The sequence below is a fragment of the Candidatus Gastranaerophilales bacterium genome, assembly GCA_028696075.1.
Lineage (GTDB): Bacteria > Cyanobacteriota > Vampirovibrionia > Gastranaerophilales > JAILCC01 > JAQVHS01.
Window position 1 is genome coordinate 21276 of sequence record JAQVHS010000008.1, and the last position, 17720, is coordinate 38995.

Below are 17720 nucleotides of genomic sequence, written 5' to 3' on the forward strand. Positions count from 1 at the left end.
ATTGTCGGCCTAACTATTCCTTCTTTTATTATTATAATTCAAATTTGATATAAGACAAATTGGGCGCGATATGTCAGGGCGGGTTTTTAAGTTTAAGAGGCGAAGAGCTTAACAGCTGAGCGGCTGCATTTTTGTCTTCTAAATAACACCTTGAGCCTGCATTGCGGCAGCCAGTTTTTTAAATGCCGCTATATTTGCGCCTGCAACGTAATTTTTGGCAATGCCGTACTCTTTAGCAGAATGGGAGCATTCGCAAAAAATCCTTGTCATTATATAATCAAGTTTTTTATCGACTTCTTCAAACGGCCAGCACACCCTGATACTGTTTTGCGACATTTCAAGAGCAGATACAGCGACCCCTCCGGCATTAGCAGCTTTAGCAGGTCCTATCAAGATATCTTTTGACAGCATATAGGTGATAGCTTCATTTGTACAAGGCATATTGGCACCTTCTCCTATTGCAAATGTACCGTTTTTAACAAGCTTTTGAGCCGTTTCAAGGTTAATGTCGTTCTGGGTTGCACATGGAAGTACAATATCAGCTTTTATATCAAAAATTGCCTGAGGGCATTGTTTTGCATTTTCCATATATTGCGCTGACGGATGAAAATTAAGATACTCTTTAATTCTTCCTCTTTTTATTTCTTTTATTTCTTTTACGGTTTTTAATTGAATGCCTTCTTTATCGTAAATACAGCCGTTAGAATCGCTCATTGCAACAACTTTTGCACCATATTGCCGCGCTTTTTCGCAAGCGTATATTGCAACATTGCCGCTGCCCGAGATTACAATGGTTTTTCCTTCAAGGCTTTTGCCGTTAGCTTTTAGCATTTCGCGCATAAAATAAATCAAACCATATCCCGTAGCCTCGGTTCTGACCAAAGAACCGCCGTAGGACAGACCTTTTCCTGTTAAAACGCCTGCTTCATATTGGTTTTTAATCCTTCTGTATTGACCGAATAAAAATCCTATTTCTCTGCTGCCGACGCCTATATCACCTGCCGGAACGTCTAAGTTGTGTCCTATATGGTGCTGCAGTTCTGTCATAAAACTTTGGCAAAAACGCATAATTTCATTGTCTGACTTGCCTTTTGGGTCGAAATCACTGCCACCTTTACCTCCGCCGATAGGCAGACCGGTAAGTGAATTTTTAAAAATCTGTTCAAATCCCAAAAACTTCATAATACTTTGATTTACTGACGGATGAAATCTCAAACCGCCTTTATAAGGACCCAATGCACCGTTAAATTGTACTCTGTATCCTCTGTTTACAATCACTTGCCCGTTATCATCAACCCATGGCACCATAAAAGAAATAGTCCGCTCCGGCTCTGTAATGCGCTCAAGCAATGCTGTTTGTTTATACTCGGGGTGAGCATTTATTATTGGTTTCAACGTTGTTAAAACTTCTTCCACAGCTTGGATAAATTCAGGTTCATGTTCGTTCTTCTGATAAACATTTTCCAAAACTTGTGATAAATATACTTCCATATTTTTCTGCCCTTTTGAATGGTTCAGGCTAATAATAACATAAAATTTTTATTTTAAACACAGAAAAATAATTACTTTTTTAAAATACGCCTTGACTTATAAGTATATCTTTAATACCATGAGTTCTCAGGACGCAACTAATTAATTTGGAGCAATAAAATGAAACGCACGTTAGAAGGAACAAAGAGAAAAAGACAAAAAACCAGCGGTTTCAGGGCAAGAATGGAAACCCCGGGCGGACAGGAAGTTCTTAACAGACGCAGAGCAAAAGGCCGCCATAAAATAGCTATTACAGCTAAAGAAAGAGCTTAGTTAAAAACCCTGATTTCTCAGGGTTTTTTAAATTCCAATTTAATTTTTGAGGGAATAATGTTAGCAAAAAAATACAGGCTGAAAAAAAATTTTGAATTCCGCATAACCTACCTTCAAAAGCAATATACTCATTCAGGGCTTTGTTCGCTCAATATCGGCAAAGCTAAACCCGATGAAGCATATACGACAAGAGTTGCTTTTGTGGTTTCTAAAAAAATTGATAAGCGCGCTTCAAAAAGAAATCTCATTAAACGCAGAATGAGAGAAGCTTACAGGAGTTTTTTGCAGGATGAAAACTTTGATTTTCAAAGATGGAAGACCATGATTTTTATGGCAAAAAAAGAATGTTTAAATGCCGATTTTTTTCAAATCAAAAATTCAATGCTAGAATGTATAAAAAAGGCATTAAAAAAATATGATTAAGTCATTTTTGTTGTTTCTTATTGAAATTTATCAGAAAATATCACGTTTTACACCGAAAAACTGCCGCTTTTACCCGACATGTTCGCAGTATACAAAAGAGGCGATAGTTAAATACGGTATTTTTAAAGGCGGTTGGCTTGGTATAAAGCGCATTTGCAAATGCCATCCTTTTCACTCCGGCGGTTATGACCCTGTGCCGTAGTGTAAGTATTCTGCTTGTCTTCATACGGGCTGCGTCACGTTTTGATATTATCGAATTTTATCACAAGCTATCAAAATTAGCCAATCGCAAGGCTTTTAGGCTAATACAATTATTTGTATAGTTAAGTTTCAAAAGTTAAAGTTAATTATGAATTTGAAATAATGCAACAATTTTTGTACCCTTATTTCAAATTCAATTGTGAAATTGAAATAAGTATGTTATAATAAATATATTATTTCAGCAGGTTGGGATTTCTACCCCAACGACCAATATAGGAGTAGCGGTGAATAAAAGAGCAGGAGCATATAAAACAAACTTATCTGCTGAAGCAGCTTATAAATCCTTTATGCCGGCGCCCCTGCCACCTAATCCTGCAATTGAATTGGATAATATAACAATAGAACTACTTGTTAACGCAAACAAGCAAATAGCTTTACTTGAAGGGCTTGCCCAACGCATACCAAATGTGAACCTTTTTGTATCTATGTATGTACGAAAAGAAGCGTTAATGTCCTCACAGATTGAAGGCACTCAGGCAACTCTTGAAGATGTCTTAGACCCTATGCTTGAAAAAAACACTAACCGACCTGTGAGTGACGTTATTAATTACATTAAGGCGACTGATTTTGCGGTGGACAGATTAAAAGAGCTGCCGCTTTGTAATCGTTTAATTAAAGAAGCTCATGAAGTTTTAATGTCAGGTGTCCGTGGACAAGAAAAGAATCCCGGCGAATTTCGTCATTCACAAAACTGGATAGGTTCGGCAGGCAGCACTTTAAAAAAATCCAGCTTTATTCCACCATCACCGGAAGATATGATTCAGGCTATGTCTGACCTGGAGAAGTATATAAATGCTGACGATGAGTTTGATGTTCTTATTCGTGCCGCTCTTATACATTATCAGTTTGAAACGATTCACCCTTTCCTTGACGGTAACGGCAGAATTGGACGCTTGTTGATTACATTGTTTTTTATGGAACAAAAAATATTAACCACGCCTGCACTGTATATTTCATACTTCTTAAAAAAGAATCGTATTGAATATTATGATTGCATGACGGAAGTCAGAACTAAAGGCAATTATGAACAATGGGTTAAATTCTTTCTGCAAGCAGTCTATGAGTCTGCTAAGGACGCTACAGAAGCGATTGACAAGCTGAATGCCTTGCATGATAAGAATTGCATGGCTATTGAAAGGATGGGGCGCAGTGCTAAAACGACGATGCAGTTGTTTACTTATCTGGAAACAAACCCCATTATCGATATACAAAAGACTGCTAATGACTTAGGTATAGCTTTTAATACCATATCAAATGCGGTGAAACGGTTGTGTGATTTAGGCGTCTTAGAGCAAACATCCACCCAAAGCCGTAACAGAACTTTTGCTTACAAAGAATATCTTGATATTTTGCGAGAAGGAACGTAGACCTATATAAATCAACCGTTTTACTTTAGGTCAAACTTTGCACCAATTCTTTTAAGTTAGTTATTTCTATATCTAAGTTAATTTTATTTATGTCGTTTTCTTCATGTGAATTGATTGTTCTTATAGCCTGTTCGGCTGAATTAATATTTTGACTAACGACAGGCTTCCCGACCCTGGGAGGGAATAGCAGCTTGTCTGCATATAGGTTCAAATCCTGTTTTACAAAAAAGAGCCTTCTTTCGAAGACTCTTTTAAAGAATCGGAACGACAGGCTTCCCGAACCTGAGAGGGAATAGCAGCTTGTCTGCATATAGGTTCAAATCCTGTTTTACAAAAAAGAGCCTTCTTTCGAAGACTCTTTTAAAGAATCGGAACGACAGGCTTCCCGAACCTGAGAGGGAATAGCAGCTTGTCTGCATATAGGTTCAAATCCTGTTTTACAAAAAAGAGCCTTCTTTCGAAGACTCTTTTTAAAATTTCGGAACGACAGGATTTGAACCTGCGACCCCTACCACCCCAAGGTAGTGCGCTACCAAGCTGCGCTACGTCCCGTTAAGAAGCTAAGAAGTTGAGAAGGAAAGAAGCTGAGAGGGATGGCTAAAAGCTTAGCTTCTCAATACTTCAATCTTATCACTACATTTTCAGTAACTAAAGTACAGCTATTATAACAACAAAACAATAAATTTGAAAATATTTATTTCTTATTATATGATTTCTTTATTATGACAGTATTAGGTACAAAAACTGATAATAACTTACAATTAAAAGAATTGGTCGAAAGCAGCGGACTTGAACATATTGCTGTAATTATGGACGGTAACCGCCGTTGGGCGAAAAAACGCTTTTTGCCCACAGCCGCCGGACACAGCGAAGGAGTGAAGGCACTCAAGCGTTTGGTAAGGTTTTCTCATACCCTAGGCATAAAAAATATTACCGTTTACGCTTTTTCTACCGAAAATTGGGGCAGACAACAAGAAGAAGTGGATTTTTTAATGGAATTGCTTGCCCGAACAGTAAGGCATGAACTTTCAGAATTGTACGAAGAAAATGTTAAAATAAGCTTTATCGGCGATTTAACACGTTTTTCAGACAAATTAAGAAACATTTTAGACGATGCAATGGCAAGGACACGGAATAATACGGGTATTACCTTGCAAATAGCCATTAACTACGGCTCAAGAGATGAACTGAAAAATGCCGTTACCGCTATTGCGCAGCAGATAAAAACAGGCAAACTTATGCCCGATGATATAACCGAGCAGACAATCTCTGATAACCTTTATACAAAAGGGATTAAAGACCCTGATTTGTTAATAAGGACGGGCGGCGAAATGCGCATAAGCAACTATTTATTGTGGCAGGTAGCTTATAGTGAATTTTTTGTTACACAGACGCTTTGGCCTGATTTTGACAAGGATGATATGGCAGAAGCCATACAGGCGTTTGCTTTGCGCCATAGAAGATTTGGGAAAGATTAATGAGAAGTCTTGTATTTGCTACTTCTAACGAGCATAAAATCTACGAAGTGCAATCAAAATTTGATTATGAAAAACAAAATGTTGAAATCATCCCTGTGACACAACCGTTTGACCCTGATGAAAACGGCAAAAACTTTCTCGAAAATGCCTATATAAAGGCTTTTGAAGCTGCCAAAATTATGGGAGCGCCTGCTTTTGCGGATGATTCAGGGCTTTGTGTGGAAGCTTTGGGCGGTTTGCCGGGTATTCAGAGCGCAAGATATGCGCCTACAAGAGATGAAAAAATTGCTAAATTATTAAATGCGCTAAAGGATTTTACCGACGAAAAAGACCGTAAGGCGTGCTTTAACTGCGCAATTTCGCTTGTTACGCCTGCAGGTGAGGAGCTGTTTTCAACCGAAGGCAGTTGCAGCGGCTATATTATCAAAGAGCTTCATGGTACGCACGGATTTGGCTATGACCCTGTTTTTTATGTCAAGGAGTATGATAAAACTTTTGCGGAACTTGACATCGATGTAAAAAATAGGATAAGTCATCGTGCGATTGCTTTAAATAATTTTATAAATTTTATAAAAAATAACAAAAATTAACAAAAAAGCACTAAAATCAATGGTTTCTGAGAGGTCTGAAATACATGCCTGGCATGCCTTTTGGGGATTGAAATCATGAAAACCCATGTTGCTGTAAACAAACAGGCATAAGGGTACAGCCAAAAAACGCTCATGGTTTCATGTTCGGGCAATTGTTTAGAAATGTAATAATAGCAAGGGTTTTGCTTGCAAAATTTTTCTGTACGGATATAATCTTTATATTGAAGAAAATAAATCAAAACTGCACGATTTTAATTCTACTTTTTAGTTGTTAAAAGCGTCCGCAAAAAACAATGTAAATAATGGTAGTTATATAAATGATTTTTTCATAGAAAGCTGAAACCCTCTCAGGGTTCAGTTAAACGTGGAAATTTTCAGAGGAAATCGTGTAAGCTTTTCGCTAAAAAAGGGTTGTTGATAGATTTGGTCTCAAAATGGGATTTGGAGGAATGTAACCGGTGATTAGATTGAGGGATTTTGGGAGAAATGCTTCGGTTCGTAGATGGACTAGTATAGCTATGGATTGTTATTCAAGAGGGTGTGTATGCAGCGGCTGTTTTTATAATGACTTTTTTAAAGACAGTCCCCAGCGTTGCCAGATGAAATCAACTGTTTTAGAGCTTGTACGGGTGTTGGGAAAACCTACAAACGCTAAACATCCTGCTCAAATTTTGGATTGATTTCAAATAAGCGTAAATATAAACATTGCATGTGTATTGTACTTAATATTTTTGGTTATTTTACGTTCACTTTTTTATTGCTTTGTGTACTTTTTTGAAAAATCTGCTAAAATAGGAATGTTAAGTTATATAACATGGTGGAATTATGAGTAATATAATCATTTATACTAATGGCTCTGCTTCAACTATAGAAGATTTATTAGCCCAAAATATTGATTACAGCGTCAGAACAAAAAATATATCGGAAATTAAAGAACATGAAACGTTAAACCCCGGTTTAATAGTGCTTGAATTTTCTGAAGAAGAAGTGAAAAATGTAGTTATGACTAATAAATTTACCGCTCCGGTGTTGATAGTTTCGTCTAAATTGCCTGAAATAACTTCAATAAGGGCTGAATCTTATGATTATATTTCAACTCCTGTTGATAAATTTGAGATTAATGTCAGAATTCATAACCTTTTGAAGATTAAAGAATTAAAAGACAAAATTTCTATAGTTTCCACCACCGATGAACTTACAGGGTTATACAACAGAAAATATCTGCATGAAAGGCTTGAAGCCGAGCTTTCCCGTGCAAAACGCTATAAGTTATCGCTCTCATGCCTGCTTCTTGATATAGATTATTTTAAAGTCATTAATGATATGTACGGGTACGACTGCGGCGATGTCCTGTTGAAAAAACTCTCTGAAATTATTGCCCAGCACGTCAGAAAAGAAGATGTTTTGACACGTTACGGCGATGAAGAATTTTTGGTTCTTTTGCCTAACACTGATGAGGAAAATGCTTATTTATTCGCGGAACGTTTAAGAAGAGATGTTGCTAAATTTGAATTTATTCCGGAAGGCGAAGAGGAAGCCCATCCGATTACTCTTTCAGGCGGGGTTTCCAGTTATCCATTCCTGGAGAATGTCGAAGAAAATGCGAACACTTTAATCAGATATTCCGAACATGCGCTTTATAATGCGAAGCACCGCGGAAAAAATAAAATCGTACAATTTTCACAAGTTAATATTGAAATGTAAGGAAATATAGATATTAATTTTTTATAATTTTACTTAAAATGGTGTTGTTTAAAACAGTCAGTTTTTGTGCGAAAAAATTTATTGCGGGTTTATTTTCAACATTATTTTGCATTGTATCTACAATATTTTCCATCTCTGTCAATAATTTTAATAATTCATCTCTTTGCATTCATGGTTTCCTGGAAGCCTAATTATTTCCGCAAGAAAATACAACTAAAAAATTTTAGTTGTAGTATAATATGAAATTATGGACTGCGACAAAATACTCTAGAACAATTTTAACCATAAATTGATAATTTGTCAAGCGATTTTATCCATATTTTGCTAATTTTTTGTTTAGGAAATGCTATGACTGAATTTAAGGACAGATTGAAAATATTAAGAGGTGCTTTACATCTTAAACAAGATGATATGGCCGGAGAAATTGGAGTCAAACTCACTGCCATAAGTAAATATGAAACGAACGTGGTAAAGCCCGGTTTTGAAACATTATCAAAAATCGGTTTACAATACAATGTTAATTTGAATTGGCTGATTAACGGTTATGGTGATATGTTAAATAACTATATCGCAGTTGAAAAAACAGGTACTGACGATATAGGGATTTTTGTAGCTCAAAATAATAATAAAATCGTTTATGAGAATTTCGAAGGTATGAGCGATGAAAGCTACAATAAAATTAAAAAAGCCACAAAGAAATTCAGCAATGAGGAAGAAACTCAAAAACATGCCATGGCTTTGAGTAAAAATATTAAAATAGATTATTATGAAGGAACCGGCAAAATCGGGTCTAAAATATTTTATGCCGATGGTAGTGTAGACTCTTTCCAAGAAGATGAGTCCGTTGATGAAATGTGTAAACAAATTATTGCTAAATTGGCAAAAATTCAAAATGATAAAGAAAAATTAAGAATAATCAAACTTGCTGTAGATGCTTTGGAATAAAAAATTAAATTAAACCGGTCTTTCTATATAAATAGCGTTGTCTAAGGGTAATACCTGATTAATAATGTTTGATTTACAAACAATAAATATCATATAAATACCTTCCTGCGGGTTTAATTTCAAATCGTCAAAAGGTATTTGCATTTCCAAAGTTTCATTATAGAAGTAGTTAATATTATGCATCAGATTTACTTTCCACATAGAATTTTCCAAAGCTTCCGTAAATATTACGGGCAAAATCCGGTTTTTATTCACAGGCACTTGAATTTCATGAGTATAAACGTACTTCAAAATTTGAGGAATATTTTCATTTTTATTTCTCAGCCTTATACTGGAATAGTTCATCGCATCACGCTTAGCCATATAAATAAACAGTTCATTCGGATAAATATCATTGGTATTTTCTTCAAAATAAAATTTATTAAAATCAAACCTGACATAAATGTTGGTTTCATCATTTCCGAAGAATATTTTATCTATCATTTTATTGGCAAAAGTAGGACCTTGCGGAATTTCTATACAGCCTGCCTGATTCCATTCGGGTGATGAGGTATAAGTGCCTGTTATCATGGGTGAAATAAGTCTTTTTGGATGTTTGGAAGGTTTCCCGACAAAGTTATCCAGTGCAATATTCAGATATGGCGGTGCGGGCAAATTCAGGTAATTATAGACGCTGATAAGATGGTTGCGAAACAGACTGTCAAAAATTTCATCACGCCCGCTGTTATTTGGTTCTCCGTACCACCAAAACCAGTCACTGCTTTGCGCTACCAAGAGTTCTTTATGTGCTTTTTGAATTGCTTCATTATCATAATTTTCATTTTTTACTGCTATCATAAAATCATGTTTAGTTTTATTTAGATAATCCCAGGCCAAATTCTTGATGGAATCACCTATCCACATGTCGAAAGCATTATTTATCCATGAACCCGGAACGATTTTTTTAATAGGCTTGGAAATTTTAAGATTATCTATGTAATCGCTTATGGTCGTAACATTTATCGTTTCATCTTTATCAAGCAATGTATAAAAAGCTCTTAAAAAATCAATACCGTCTTTAGAATAATTTTCCCAGCAATTTTCACCGTCGAGCGCTATTGTTAAAATATGGTTATCAAGCGGTGATGCTTCCAGCTTATCCTGAGAAGTTTTAATTCTTTCATAAAGGTCGTTTGCGGCAACCAGGCTGTCAAAGTTGGAATATTCAAAGTTTATAAGGCTGGACAGGGCGGCATTTCTGAATAAAATTTTAATATTGTTGGGCTTGTTTTCAAATGTGTAGCATTGATTTAAGTCAAAAGGGTCTTCTAAAATCCCTCTGTAGTTGCGGACAAATTCTTTTTTTAGAGACTTGGCGAGCGTATGCTCATCTCCGATTGTCCACTTGATATTCAAATCTGACAATATTTTTAGCGAGGCAGGACTTATACATAATTCAGGCAGCCAAATCCCTTTAGGGGTACAGCCGAATGTACTTTGTATTTTTTCTATGCTGCTTTTAATTTGTGCTGTAGCATCGGATTTTAGGGCAGAAACGGTTTCAGGCAAAATTATATCTTTATTTATAGTTTTCGCTTTTTCAAAGTCTATCATTAACGGAATAATAGGATGATAATAAGGACTTGTAGATATTTCTATTCGCCCTTCATCTAATAATCTTTTATAAGAAGGGATAATTTGCCGCATAATTTCTCTTTGCAGCTCAATAATTTTTTCTCTGTCTTCTTTTGTATATCCGTATCTTTTTTCAAATAAATTTCTGATTTCTTCATTTCTTTCAATATGAAGGGGGTCAAACCATGCAAGATTAAACCAGGCAAGAAGGTCTGAAATTTCTTCATCTGAAAAATCTTCCGTTTCACAATTTTCTACAAATCTTTTTTTATACAATTTTAAAAACGGTTTATTAGGCTCAATCTGATTTGTATAATTCGCATCAAAAAAGTGGTCAAAAATATAATTTTTTTCTTCTATTGATAATTTTTCCACATCACAAATTGTATATTTTGATAAAATATCATGAGCTTCATGATAAACATAGTCTTCTATTTGGCTCAAAAGTAAAGGAACCAGGTTAAAATTAAGTTTAATATTCTCAAATTCATCCAACAGCAAAAGCATATCCAGATAATCTTTAATTGCATGCAGCCTTACCCAGGGCATTACATATAACCCTGTTTTAGAATCTTTATATGACGGCTGGTGCATATGCCAAACTATTGCTACTGATATTTTTTTACCCATACGCATATTATAAGCTTTTGCTCCGTTAGTGTCCATAAGATTTTATGCGTATTTTAACTATGGCGGGAAAAATAGGGTCTTGTACGCAAAAAATCAACTCAAAAGACAAAAATCAAAAAAAATTGACCTTTTCCGTATCCTCCATGGTAAAATCTCACTATGAAAGATATTAAAGTATTATTTCCCATACTTACGCCAAAAGATATCAAAATATGTGAAAAATCGGAGTCTAACCTGATTTATGTATCTTTTTCACATTTTTTGACGAACGGTTTTGAAAAGTTATTTGAATTTATTGAAGCTGCTAAAAAATATAAGGCGGAATTGTTCATTTATTTTGAAGAAAATCTTTTTGACAAAAACAACCCCTACATAAAAGATTTTTTAAAGTTTATAGATAACCAGCCCATCTCAGGTATTATAATCAGTACTCTTGCTATTTTAGAATTTATAAAACTAAAAGATATTCACTATAAAATTATTATAGACTCAAGCGCAGACGTTCATAATTTAAGCTCTATTGAATTTATGAAACTTTTCCAAAAAATTGACTATATAAACGTGTCTGAAGAAATTTATATGAAAAACATTGCCAAAATAAAAAAATCCACACGTATAAAATTATGTATAGACTCAAATAATTTGCCCTGGATAGCGGAAGACATATTGAAGCTGAATGCTATCGAACTGATTATGTTGAAGGGTGATTTTTCCAATGCCAGAGAAATAGCGGGCGCGCTTAACCTTGTAGAAAAAATTATTCAAAACCCGAAAGTCTATAAGAATAAAAAACTTCCGTTTAAAACATTAGCCACGGGTACTTACGAAACCAACCATTTTACGGGTGAATTTTTATCGACGAAAGGCAAAGATTTTAAATTTTCGGGTAATATAGAGCCTTTTGACTGGCATTTTCATAGAATTCAATTGAGCAAAAGTTTTGATAAAACAAAAAATTATCCGAAACTTTGTTTAAGAATGAACAGTTTGGAACAGCTGAGAAAATTACAAAAATATATTGATAAATTAGGCTTTAACCCTGTTCAATCAATGGAATACGGGGAAATTTTAAATACCGTGGATTTATCAAAAAACAGTTTCAATCAAATTTTAACCAAAGTAAAGGCCTTTTGTGCCAAAAATAACATCAAGCTCAAACTCAGCACTCCTAAAACTCTTATAGAACGTGATATTGACAGAGTTTACGAGTATGTAAAGGCGCTTTTTGACAACAATCCGCCTTACTCTTTAATCATAAATAACCTTGGATTTTGGTGGATGGTTATTAACGACCCTGATTATGATAAGCTTCCCATTGAACTGGGTCCTAATTTAAACTTGAACAACGGTGAGTCTATTTTATCTCTTGCAAATCAGCGTAAAATTGAAGGCATTGAATTAAGCAATTTTGTTGACGTCAAAGATATTGAAGAATGTATCAGAACTATAAAAGATGATGTTCCCAATAAAAAATTAACGATAGCAGGTTCTATTAAAATTCCCTGTTCCGGGCTTTGTCCCTTGAACCATGACAGTGCTGTTTTATCACGTCTGACCTGTCCTGCCCCGTGTCAAAAAAGACGATTTGCTATAACGGATAAAGACCGTAGTAAAACATATACGCTTATTGTAGACGGTTTTTGCAGAATGCATTTATATCGTGATAAAATTCTCGATTTATTTCAATATGTCCGTCCTTTGCTAAAAATCGGCATTAATGAATTTATTATCGACTTTAGTGCGTTAACATCAAAACTTGTACCTGTTTTAATAACAAGGTACTTAAATTCGCTTGCGGAAGAAAATTATCAAACCGACGAGCATTTCCTCGATAAACTTTATTATCTTAACTATTATTATTAGTTATTGGAATTTTTTAATAAAACCTTTTAATTTATCAAGCATACTTTCTTCCTGATATGCTTCAAAACTGCCGTAAGTGTCCATGCTTTCAATAAAATCAACACTGCCTGAATTTGAAGAAAGAATGGATTCTTCTTCCTCCTGTTTTTTCTTTTTCATTTTAAAATAGCCTGTGCTGCCGTTTCCGCCGCCTTTACCTAAAAAGGTGCTTTCTACTTTTGGTTTAAATGCACTTGCTGAGTTTAAATCGAATGACATGGTTCTAACCTTATATTATCCTTATATTAATAAAAACAAAGCATGGGTCTTATACTAACATAGTAGTAATAAAATTTACAAAACTTAACATAATATTTTATTTTTAATATTAACGTTTTTTCTGGAACAAATAAATGTATTCGTGTTTAAAAATATAAAATCCGCCGGCAAGCGCTCTATATCGCCATAAATTCGCTGTTTTACCTTTTGCTTTTTCGTTGCCTTCTATATTTTTGACAATCAGGGCTTTTAGCGTAAAACCGACTTCCTGCATTTTTTCCATACACAAAGAACCCAACGGAATAAGTTCGCCGTCGGCATATTTATCGCCTATAATCAAGGCTGCAAAACGTCCTTTTTCCAAACAGTCATAACCGCTTTGCGCTGCTTTCTTAAACTGTTCAAGAAAGTCCTCTGTTTTCTCAAAATTTGACAAATCTTCTTTCAAATCACTGAATTTGATAATATCAGCATAAGGAGGGTGCAACATTAAAAATTGTGCGTTTTCTTCGTCCAAACCTTTAAGCGTTGCTTTAATATGTTTTTTGACTGATGTGGAAGTGCTGTCGCCGGTTATAATCTTGATTGATTTATCAAGAGCTTCTCTTGTAAATTTATTACTCACAAGGTCGCACATATCTTTTTTAAGCTCAACACCTATACATCTTCTGCCCATATTAAACGCTTCTATTGCGCTCGTGCCTGACCCCAGAAATAAATCCAATACAACATCCTGCGACTTTGTATAGCGTTCAAAAAGCTGTGTGGCAATTTGGGGAATATAATTCCCGTGGTAATCGTAGCTATGCCCGTTGCCTTTTTCTCTGGATTGAAAATTCCACAAAGAACCTGTTTCTATATGTTGATAGTTTCGCCAGTCTTTCAGCTTAATATCGTTATAGGCAGTTGTTTCGCGAACTACCCTGAGTTTCTTTTGCGGCTGCTCAACTTGTTTTACCGATTTTTTGGGCAACTTTCAATCTCCTTTTCAAATATAGCTCTACTATACTAATAACCGTGGTTTTTGAAATCATTAGTTTGATGTAATTTGACCATATAAATATTTGGTCTAAAAAAATGATTATTCTTTTAAAATACTTGTTATATAATATTCTTGAATAATCAAAAACTAAAAACTGAATGATAAAACATATAAGAAACTTTTGTATAATAGCGCATATTGACCATGGAAAATCTACTCTCGCAGACAGACTGCTTGAGAAGACGAATTCTGTTGCATCAAGAGAGATGAAAGACCAGCTGCTCGACACCATGGATATAGAACGTGAGCGCGGTATTACCATAAAATTACAGGCAGCCCGTATGAATTATCTTGCACAAGACGGCGCCGCTTATGTTTTAAACCTTATTGACACACCGGGACACGTTGATTTTTCTTACGAAGTATCCCGGAGTTTGGCAGCCTGCGAAGGTGCTTTGCTTGTAGTGGATGCCTCACAGGGGGTGGAAGCCCAAACGCTTGCGAATGTTTATATGGCAATTGACCAAAATCTTGAAATCATCCCTGTTATAAACAAAATTGACCTACCAAGCGCAGATACGGAGAGGGTAAAACAAGAGATTGAAGATATTATAGGTATTGATGCATCAGATGCGATTTTAGTCAGTGCAAAATCGGGAATAGGCATAGAAGAAGTCTTGGAAGCAGTTGTTAACCGCATTCCTGCTCCTGTGGATACCAGCAAAAAGCCTTTAAGAGCTTTGGTTTTTGACAGCGCTTATGACTCTTATTTAGGTACAATGGCATTTTTTAAAGTTGTTGACGGTGAAGTGCAATCTAATGAAAAAATCAAATTTATGTCCTCAGGCAAAACTTATGATATAGTCGAACTCGGATACATGCGCCCTATGAGAACCCCGTCTAAAGTCATTAAAACAGGTGAAGTAGGATATATGGCTGCATCCATTAAAGAGGTAACGCAGCTTGTCGGTGATACCGTTACTCTTGCCGAAGCCCCTGCAAAAGAACCCCTGCCCGGTTATAAAAAAGCCGTTCCCATGGTTTTTTCGGGGATGTTTCCTGTTGACAATGACCAGTATCACGATTTAAAAGAAGCGCTCGAGCGATTGAAGCTCAATGACAGCAGTATCACATTTGAACCCGAGAGTTCCAATGCTTTGGGTTTTGGTTTCAGGTGTGGTTTTTTGGGCATGCTTCATATGGAAATCGCACAAGAAAGACTTGAGCGTGAATACGGGCTTTCACTTGTAATTACCGCCCCAAGCGTTGTATATCGGGTAACCAAAACCAACGGCGAAATAGTTTTGATAGATAACCCCGCAAATTTACCGGATGCACAGTTCAGAGAAAAAATTGAAGAACCTTATGTAAAGGTAAATATTATAGTTCCTAACGATTATGTAGGGGCTTTGATGGAATTATGCCAGCAAAAACGGGGGATGTTTAAAAACATGCACTACCTTGATAAGGTAAGGGTAAATTTGGAATATGAAATTCCTTTGGCGGAAGTAATTACAGACTTTTACGACCAGTTAAAATCCCGCTCAAAAGGTTATGCCAGTATGGATTATGAGTTAACCGATTATAAAGCATCAAAGCTTGTGAAACTTGATATTTTGCTTGCAAACGAAATTGTAGATGCGCTAAGCTGTATAATTCATCAGGACAGTGCTTTTTATATAGGTCAAAAACTTGCCACTAAGCTAAAGGATATAATACCCCGTCAAATGTTTGAAGTAGCAATACAGGCAGCTATAGGCGGCAGAATTATTGCAAGAACAAACGTAAAAGCAATGCGCAAAAACGTGCTTGATAAATGTTACGGCGGTGATATTTCAAGAAAAAGAAAACTGCTTGAAAAACAAAAAGCAGGTAAAAAAAGAATGAAATCGGTAGGAAGGGTGGAAATCCCGCAAGAAGCCTTTATGGCTGTATTAAGTGTCGAAGAGTAACTAAAAAAAGGATATATGATGAACGATGTTTTAGTAATGGTTTTAGCCGGCGGCGAAGGTAAGAGGTTACACCCTTTAACCCGCGACAGAGCCAAGCCTGCAGTACCTTTCGGCGGAAGATACCGTATCGTGGACTTTGTTTTAAACAACCTGATTAACTCGGGATTTTACAAAATCAAAGTTTTAACCCAGTACAAATCAGACTCTTTGAACAAACATATTACAAGAGGATGGCCTCTATCGCCTATCATTGACCATTTTATAGACCTTGTACCCGCACAAATGAGGACAGGCGGCGCCTGGTATAACGGAACAGCTGATGCCGTGTATCAGAATATCAATACTATAGAAGATGAAAACCCTAATTTTGTGTGTATTTTTGGCGGCGACCATATTTATAAAATGGACGTTCAGCAAATGCTTAAATTTCACAAAAAAAAGATGGCAGGGCTTACAATAAGCGCTATCCCCATCCCTGTTGAAGAAGCAGGAGAGTTTGGCATTATGGAAGTGGATGAAAACTGGAGGCTTACGGGATTTCAGGAAAAACCGACCACAAGACCAAAAACTATCCCCGGCAATGATGATATGGTACTTGCTTCTATGGGCAATTATATTTTTGACACCGATGTGCTTTTAAGAACACTGTATGAAGATGCGCAGGACAAAAAATCATCTCACGATTTTGGCAAAAATATTATTCCGGCGCTGTTGGAAGAAATTCCTGTTTATGTCTATGACTACAGCAAAAACACCCACCCCGGGATGCTTGACACGGAAAAAGGCTACTGGCGTGATGTCGGGAGTGTAGATGCTTACTGGCAAACTAATATGGACTTGCTTGCTATAAATCCCGAGTTTAATTTATACAACCGTGAATGGCCGATAAGGACTTACAATTACAATTTTCCGCCCGCAAAGTTTGCAAGAGAAGAACAAGACCGCACAGGGCTTGCTATCAACTCTTTGGTAAGTGAAGGCTGTGTAATCAGCGGAGGGCAGATAAGCAGATGTGTTTTATCACCTAACGTTCGTGTAAACAGTTTTTCAAAAGTTACGGAATCTATTTTGATGGAAGATGTAGAAATAGGGAGGTATGCAGAAATAAGAAAAGCAATTATTGATAAGTTTGTAAAAATACCCGATTATGTTAAAATTGGGGTAAATAAAGAACATGATTTAGAAAGAGGATTTTACGTTTCTCCGCAAGGCGTAACCGTAGTCCCGAAAGGAGCAAAATTAAATGTTTGACGAAAAAATTATCGGAAAAATTGTTTGGGCAAATTTAGCTCTGACAGTAGCAGTATTATTACTCAGCGTAGTAATGTTTTCAAAGTTGTTCATTCCCGAAGGCACAATAGCTGCAGCAGCTCCTGACAGAGCGGCAGCACCTTCTCATCAGGCAGCACAACCTGCAAACGATGAAAAAATTTCTAAAAAATATGACACAAGAATGACTCTGGAAAAAGCGCTTCAAAAAGGAAAACCTGTTGCAGTATTATTTTATGCTGACTGGTGTGGATTTTGTAAGAGATTTGCACCTACTTTTGATGAATTGGCAAAAGACAAAGATTTAAAGAAAAAATACACCTTTGCTTATGTTAATTCAGATTCCCCCGACAGCAGAGCGCTTATGCAGCAATACAATGTAAGAGGATTTCCCACACTTTACTTAATTAATCCAAAAACTATCGACAAAGCTCACGTATCTAACAGTTTAATGTTTGGTGCGGATGCTTTCGGCACAATGAAAGAACAATTTGAAAAATTTGTTGAAGAGGGCTCAAGCGCAGTAACCCAACCTCCTGCACCGCAAGCTCCAAAAGAGGAAGACTAAAAAGGATAAAACA

General features: G+C 36.0%; 17 protein-coding genes and 1 tRNA gene. 12 read left to right on the forward strand and 6 right to left on the reverse strand.

The genetic code is table 11. From position 1 onward, the window contains the following. Positions 1 to 138 precede the first annotated feature (138 nt). Positions 139 to 1491: an NADP-specific glutamate dehydrogenase gene (gene gdhA / locus PHX18_06255; protein ID MDD3594211.1), complete on the reverse strand. Its 1353-nt coding sequence runs from the start codon at positions 1489 to 1491 to the stop codon at positions 139 to 141. 159 nt (positions 1492 to 1650) lie between these two features. Between gdhA and rpmH the strand changes: the two genes are divergently transcribed. From rpmH to PHX18_06275, 4 genes are all read left to right on the forward strand, one after another. Then, positions 1651 to 1803, forward strand: a complete 153-nt coding sequence (rpmH, locus tag PHX18_06260) for a 50S ribosomal protein L34 (protein ID MDD3594212.1) — start codon at positions 1651 to 1653, stop codon at positions 1801 to 1803. 57 nt (positions 1804 to 1860) lie between these two features. Further along, positions 1861 to 2226, forward strand: coding sequence for a ribonuclease P protein component (gene rnpA / locus PHX18_06265; protein MDD3594213.1), 366 nt, complete (start codon positions 1861 to 1863; stop codon positions 2224 to 2226). After that, positions 2219 to 2428: a membrane protein insertion efficiency factor YidD gene (gene yidD / locus PHX18_06270; GenBank protein MDD3594214.1), complete on the forward strand. Its 210-nt coding sequence runs from the start codon at positions 2219 to 2221 to the stop codon at positions 2426 to 2428. The genes rnpA and yidD overlap by 8 nt, the downstream gene beginning before the upstream one ends. Before the next feature lie 283 nt (positions 2429 to 2711). Then, positions 2712 to 3854, forward strand: coding sequence for a Fic family protein (locus tag PHX18_06275; protein ID MDD3594215.1), 1143 nt, complete (start codon positions 2712 to 2714; stop codon positions 3852 to 3854). Between the two features lie 478 nt (positions 3855 to 4332). Here the strand turns inward: PHX18_06275 and PHX18_06280 are convergent. Then, a tRNA-Pro gene (locus PHX18_06280) sits at positions 4333 to 4406 on the reverse strand. Between the two features lie 170 nt (positions 4407 to 4576). Between PHX18_06280 and PHX18_06285 the strand changes: the two genes are divergently transcribed. The 3 genes from PHX18_06285 to PHX18_06295 all read left to right on the forward strand — a co-directional run bounded on the left by PHX18_06285 (position 4577) and on the right by PHX18_06295 (position 7626). After that, a complete protein-coding gene (locus PHX18_06285) occupies positions 4577 to 5332 on the forward strand; it encodes an isoprenyl transferase (protein MDD3594216.1) in 756 nt (251 codons plus the stop codon). Next, entirely contained in the window at positions 5332 to 5922 is a 591-nt protein-coding gene (gene rdgB, locus PHX18_06290) for an RdgB/HAM1 family non-canonical purine NTP pyrophosphatase (GenBank protein ID MDD3594217.1), read from the forward strand. Before PHX18_06285 ends, rdgB begins: the two co-directional genes overlap by 1 nt. 825 nt (positions 5923 to 6747) lie before the next feature. Then, positions 6748 to 7626: a GGDEF domain-containing protein gene (locus PHX18_06295; GenBank protein ID MDD3594218.1), complete on the forward strand. Its 879-nt coding sequence runs from the start codon at positions 6748 to 6750 to the stop codon at positions 7624 to 7626. Between the two features lie 13 nt (positions 7627 to 7639). Here PHX18_06295 and PHX18_06300 read toward each other — a convergent pair whose 3' ends face one another. Beyond that, entirely contained in the window at positions 7640 to 7795 is a 156-nt protein-coding gene (locus tag PHX18_06300) for a hypothetical protein (GenBank protein MDD3594219.1), read from the reverse strand. Positions 7796 to 7974: 179 nt separating this feature from the next. Between PHX18_06300 and PHX18_06305 the strand changes: the two genes are divergently transcribed. Then, positions 7975 to 8571 (forward strand): helix-turn-helix transcriptional regulator, encoded by a 597-nt coding sequence (locus PHX18_06305; GenBank protein ID MDD3594220.1) that lies wholly within the window; start codon positions 7975 to 7977, stop codon positions 8569 to 8571. A gap of 9 nt (positions 8572 to 8580) precedes the next feature. Here the strand turns inward: PHX18_06305 and PHX18_06310 are convergent, their stop codons facing one another. Then, positions 8581 to 10851: a glycoside hydrolase family 57 protein gene (locus tag PHX18_06310; protein MDD3594221.1), complete on the reverse strand. Its 2271-nt coding sequence runs from the start codon at positions 10849 to 10851 to the stop codon at positions 8581 to 8583. A 123-nt stretch (positions 10852 to 10974) separates the two neighbouring features. Between PHX18_06310 and PHX18_06315 the strand changes: the two genes are divergently transcribed. Beyond that, on the forward strand, positions 10975 to 12678 hold the full coding sequence (locus PHX18_06315; GenBank protein ID MDD3594222.1) for a U32 family peptidase: 1704 nt from the start codon (positions 10975 to 10977) through the stop codon (positions 12676 to 12678). Here the strand turns inward: PHX18_06315 and PHX18_06320 are convergent, their stop codons facing one another. Next, the gene (locus PHX18_06320) at positions 12679 to 12936 is read right to left on the reverse strand and encodes a hypothetical protein (GenBank protein MDD3594223.1); all 258 of its coding nucleotides are present in this window, start codon (positions 12934 to 12936) and stop codon (positions 12679 to 12681) included. A gap of 109 nt (positions 12937 to 13045) precedes the next feature. After that, positions 13046 to 13909: a DNA methyltransferase gene (locus PHX18_06325; GenBank protein ID MDD3594224.1), complete on the reverse strand. Its 864-nt coding sequence runs from the start codon at positions 13907 to 13909 to the stop codon at positions 13046 to 13048. A 167-nt stretch (positions 13910 to 14076) separates the two neighbouring features. Here PHX18_06325 and lepA point away from each other — a divergent pair, with 167 nt between their 5' ends. From lepA to PHX18_06340, 3 genes are read left to right on the forward strand one after another with little or no spacing between them, the layout of a single operon-like run. After that, positions 14077 to 15870 carry a translation elongation factor 4 gene (lepA, locus tag PHX18_06330; protein ID MDD3594225.1) on the forward strand — a complete coding sequence of 598 codons (1794 nt, stop codon included), beginning with the start codon at positions 14077 to 14079 and terminating at the stop codon, positions 15868 to 15870. A gap of 15 nt (positions 15871 to 15885) precedes the next feature. After that, positions 15886 to 17121, forward strand: coding sequence for a glucose-1-phosphate adenylyltransferase (glgC, locus tag PHX18_06335; protein MDD3594226.1), 1236 nt, complete (start codon positions 15886 to 15888; stop codon positions 17119 to 17121). Beyond that, the gene (locus tag PHX18_06340) at positions 17114 to 17707 is read left to right on the forward strand and encodes a protein disulfide isomerase family protein (protein ID MDD3594227.1); all 594 of its coding nucleotides are present in this window, start codon (positions 17114 to 17116) and stop codon (positions 17705 to 17707) included. The genes glgC and PHX18_06340 overlap by 8 nt, the downstream gene beginning before the upstream one ends. Positions 17708 to 17720 lie beyond the last annotated feature (13 nt).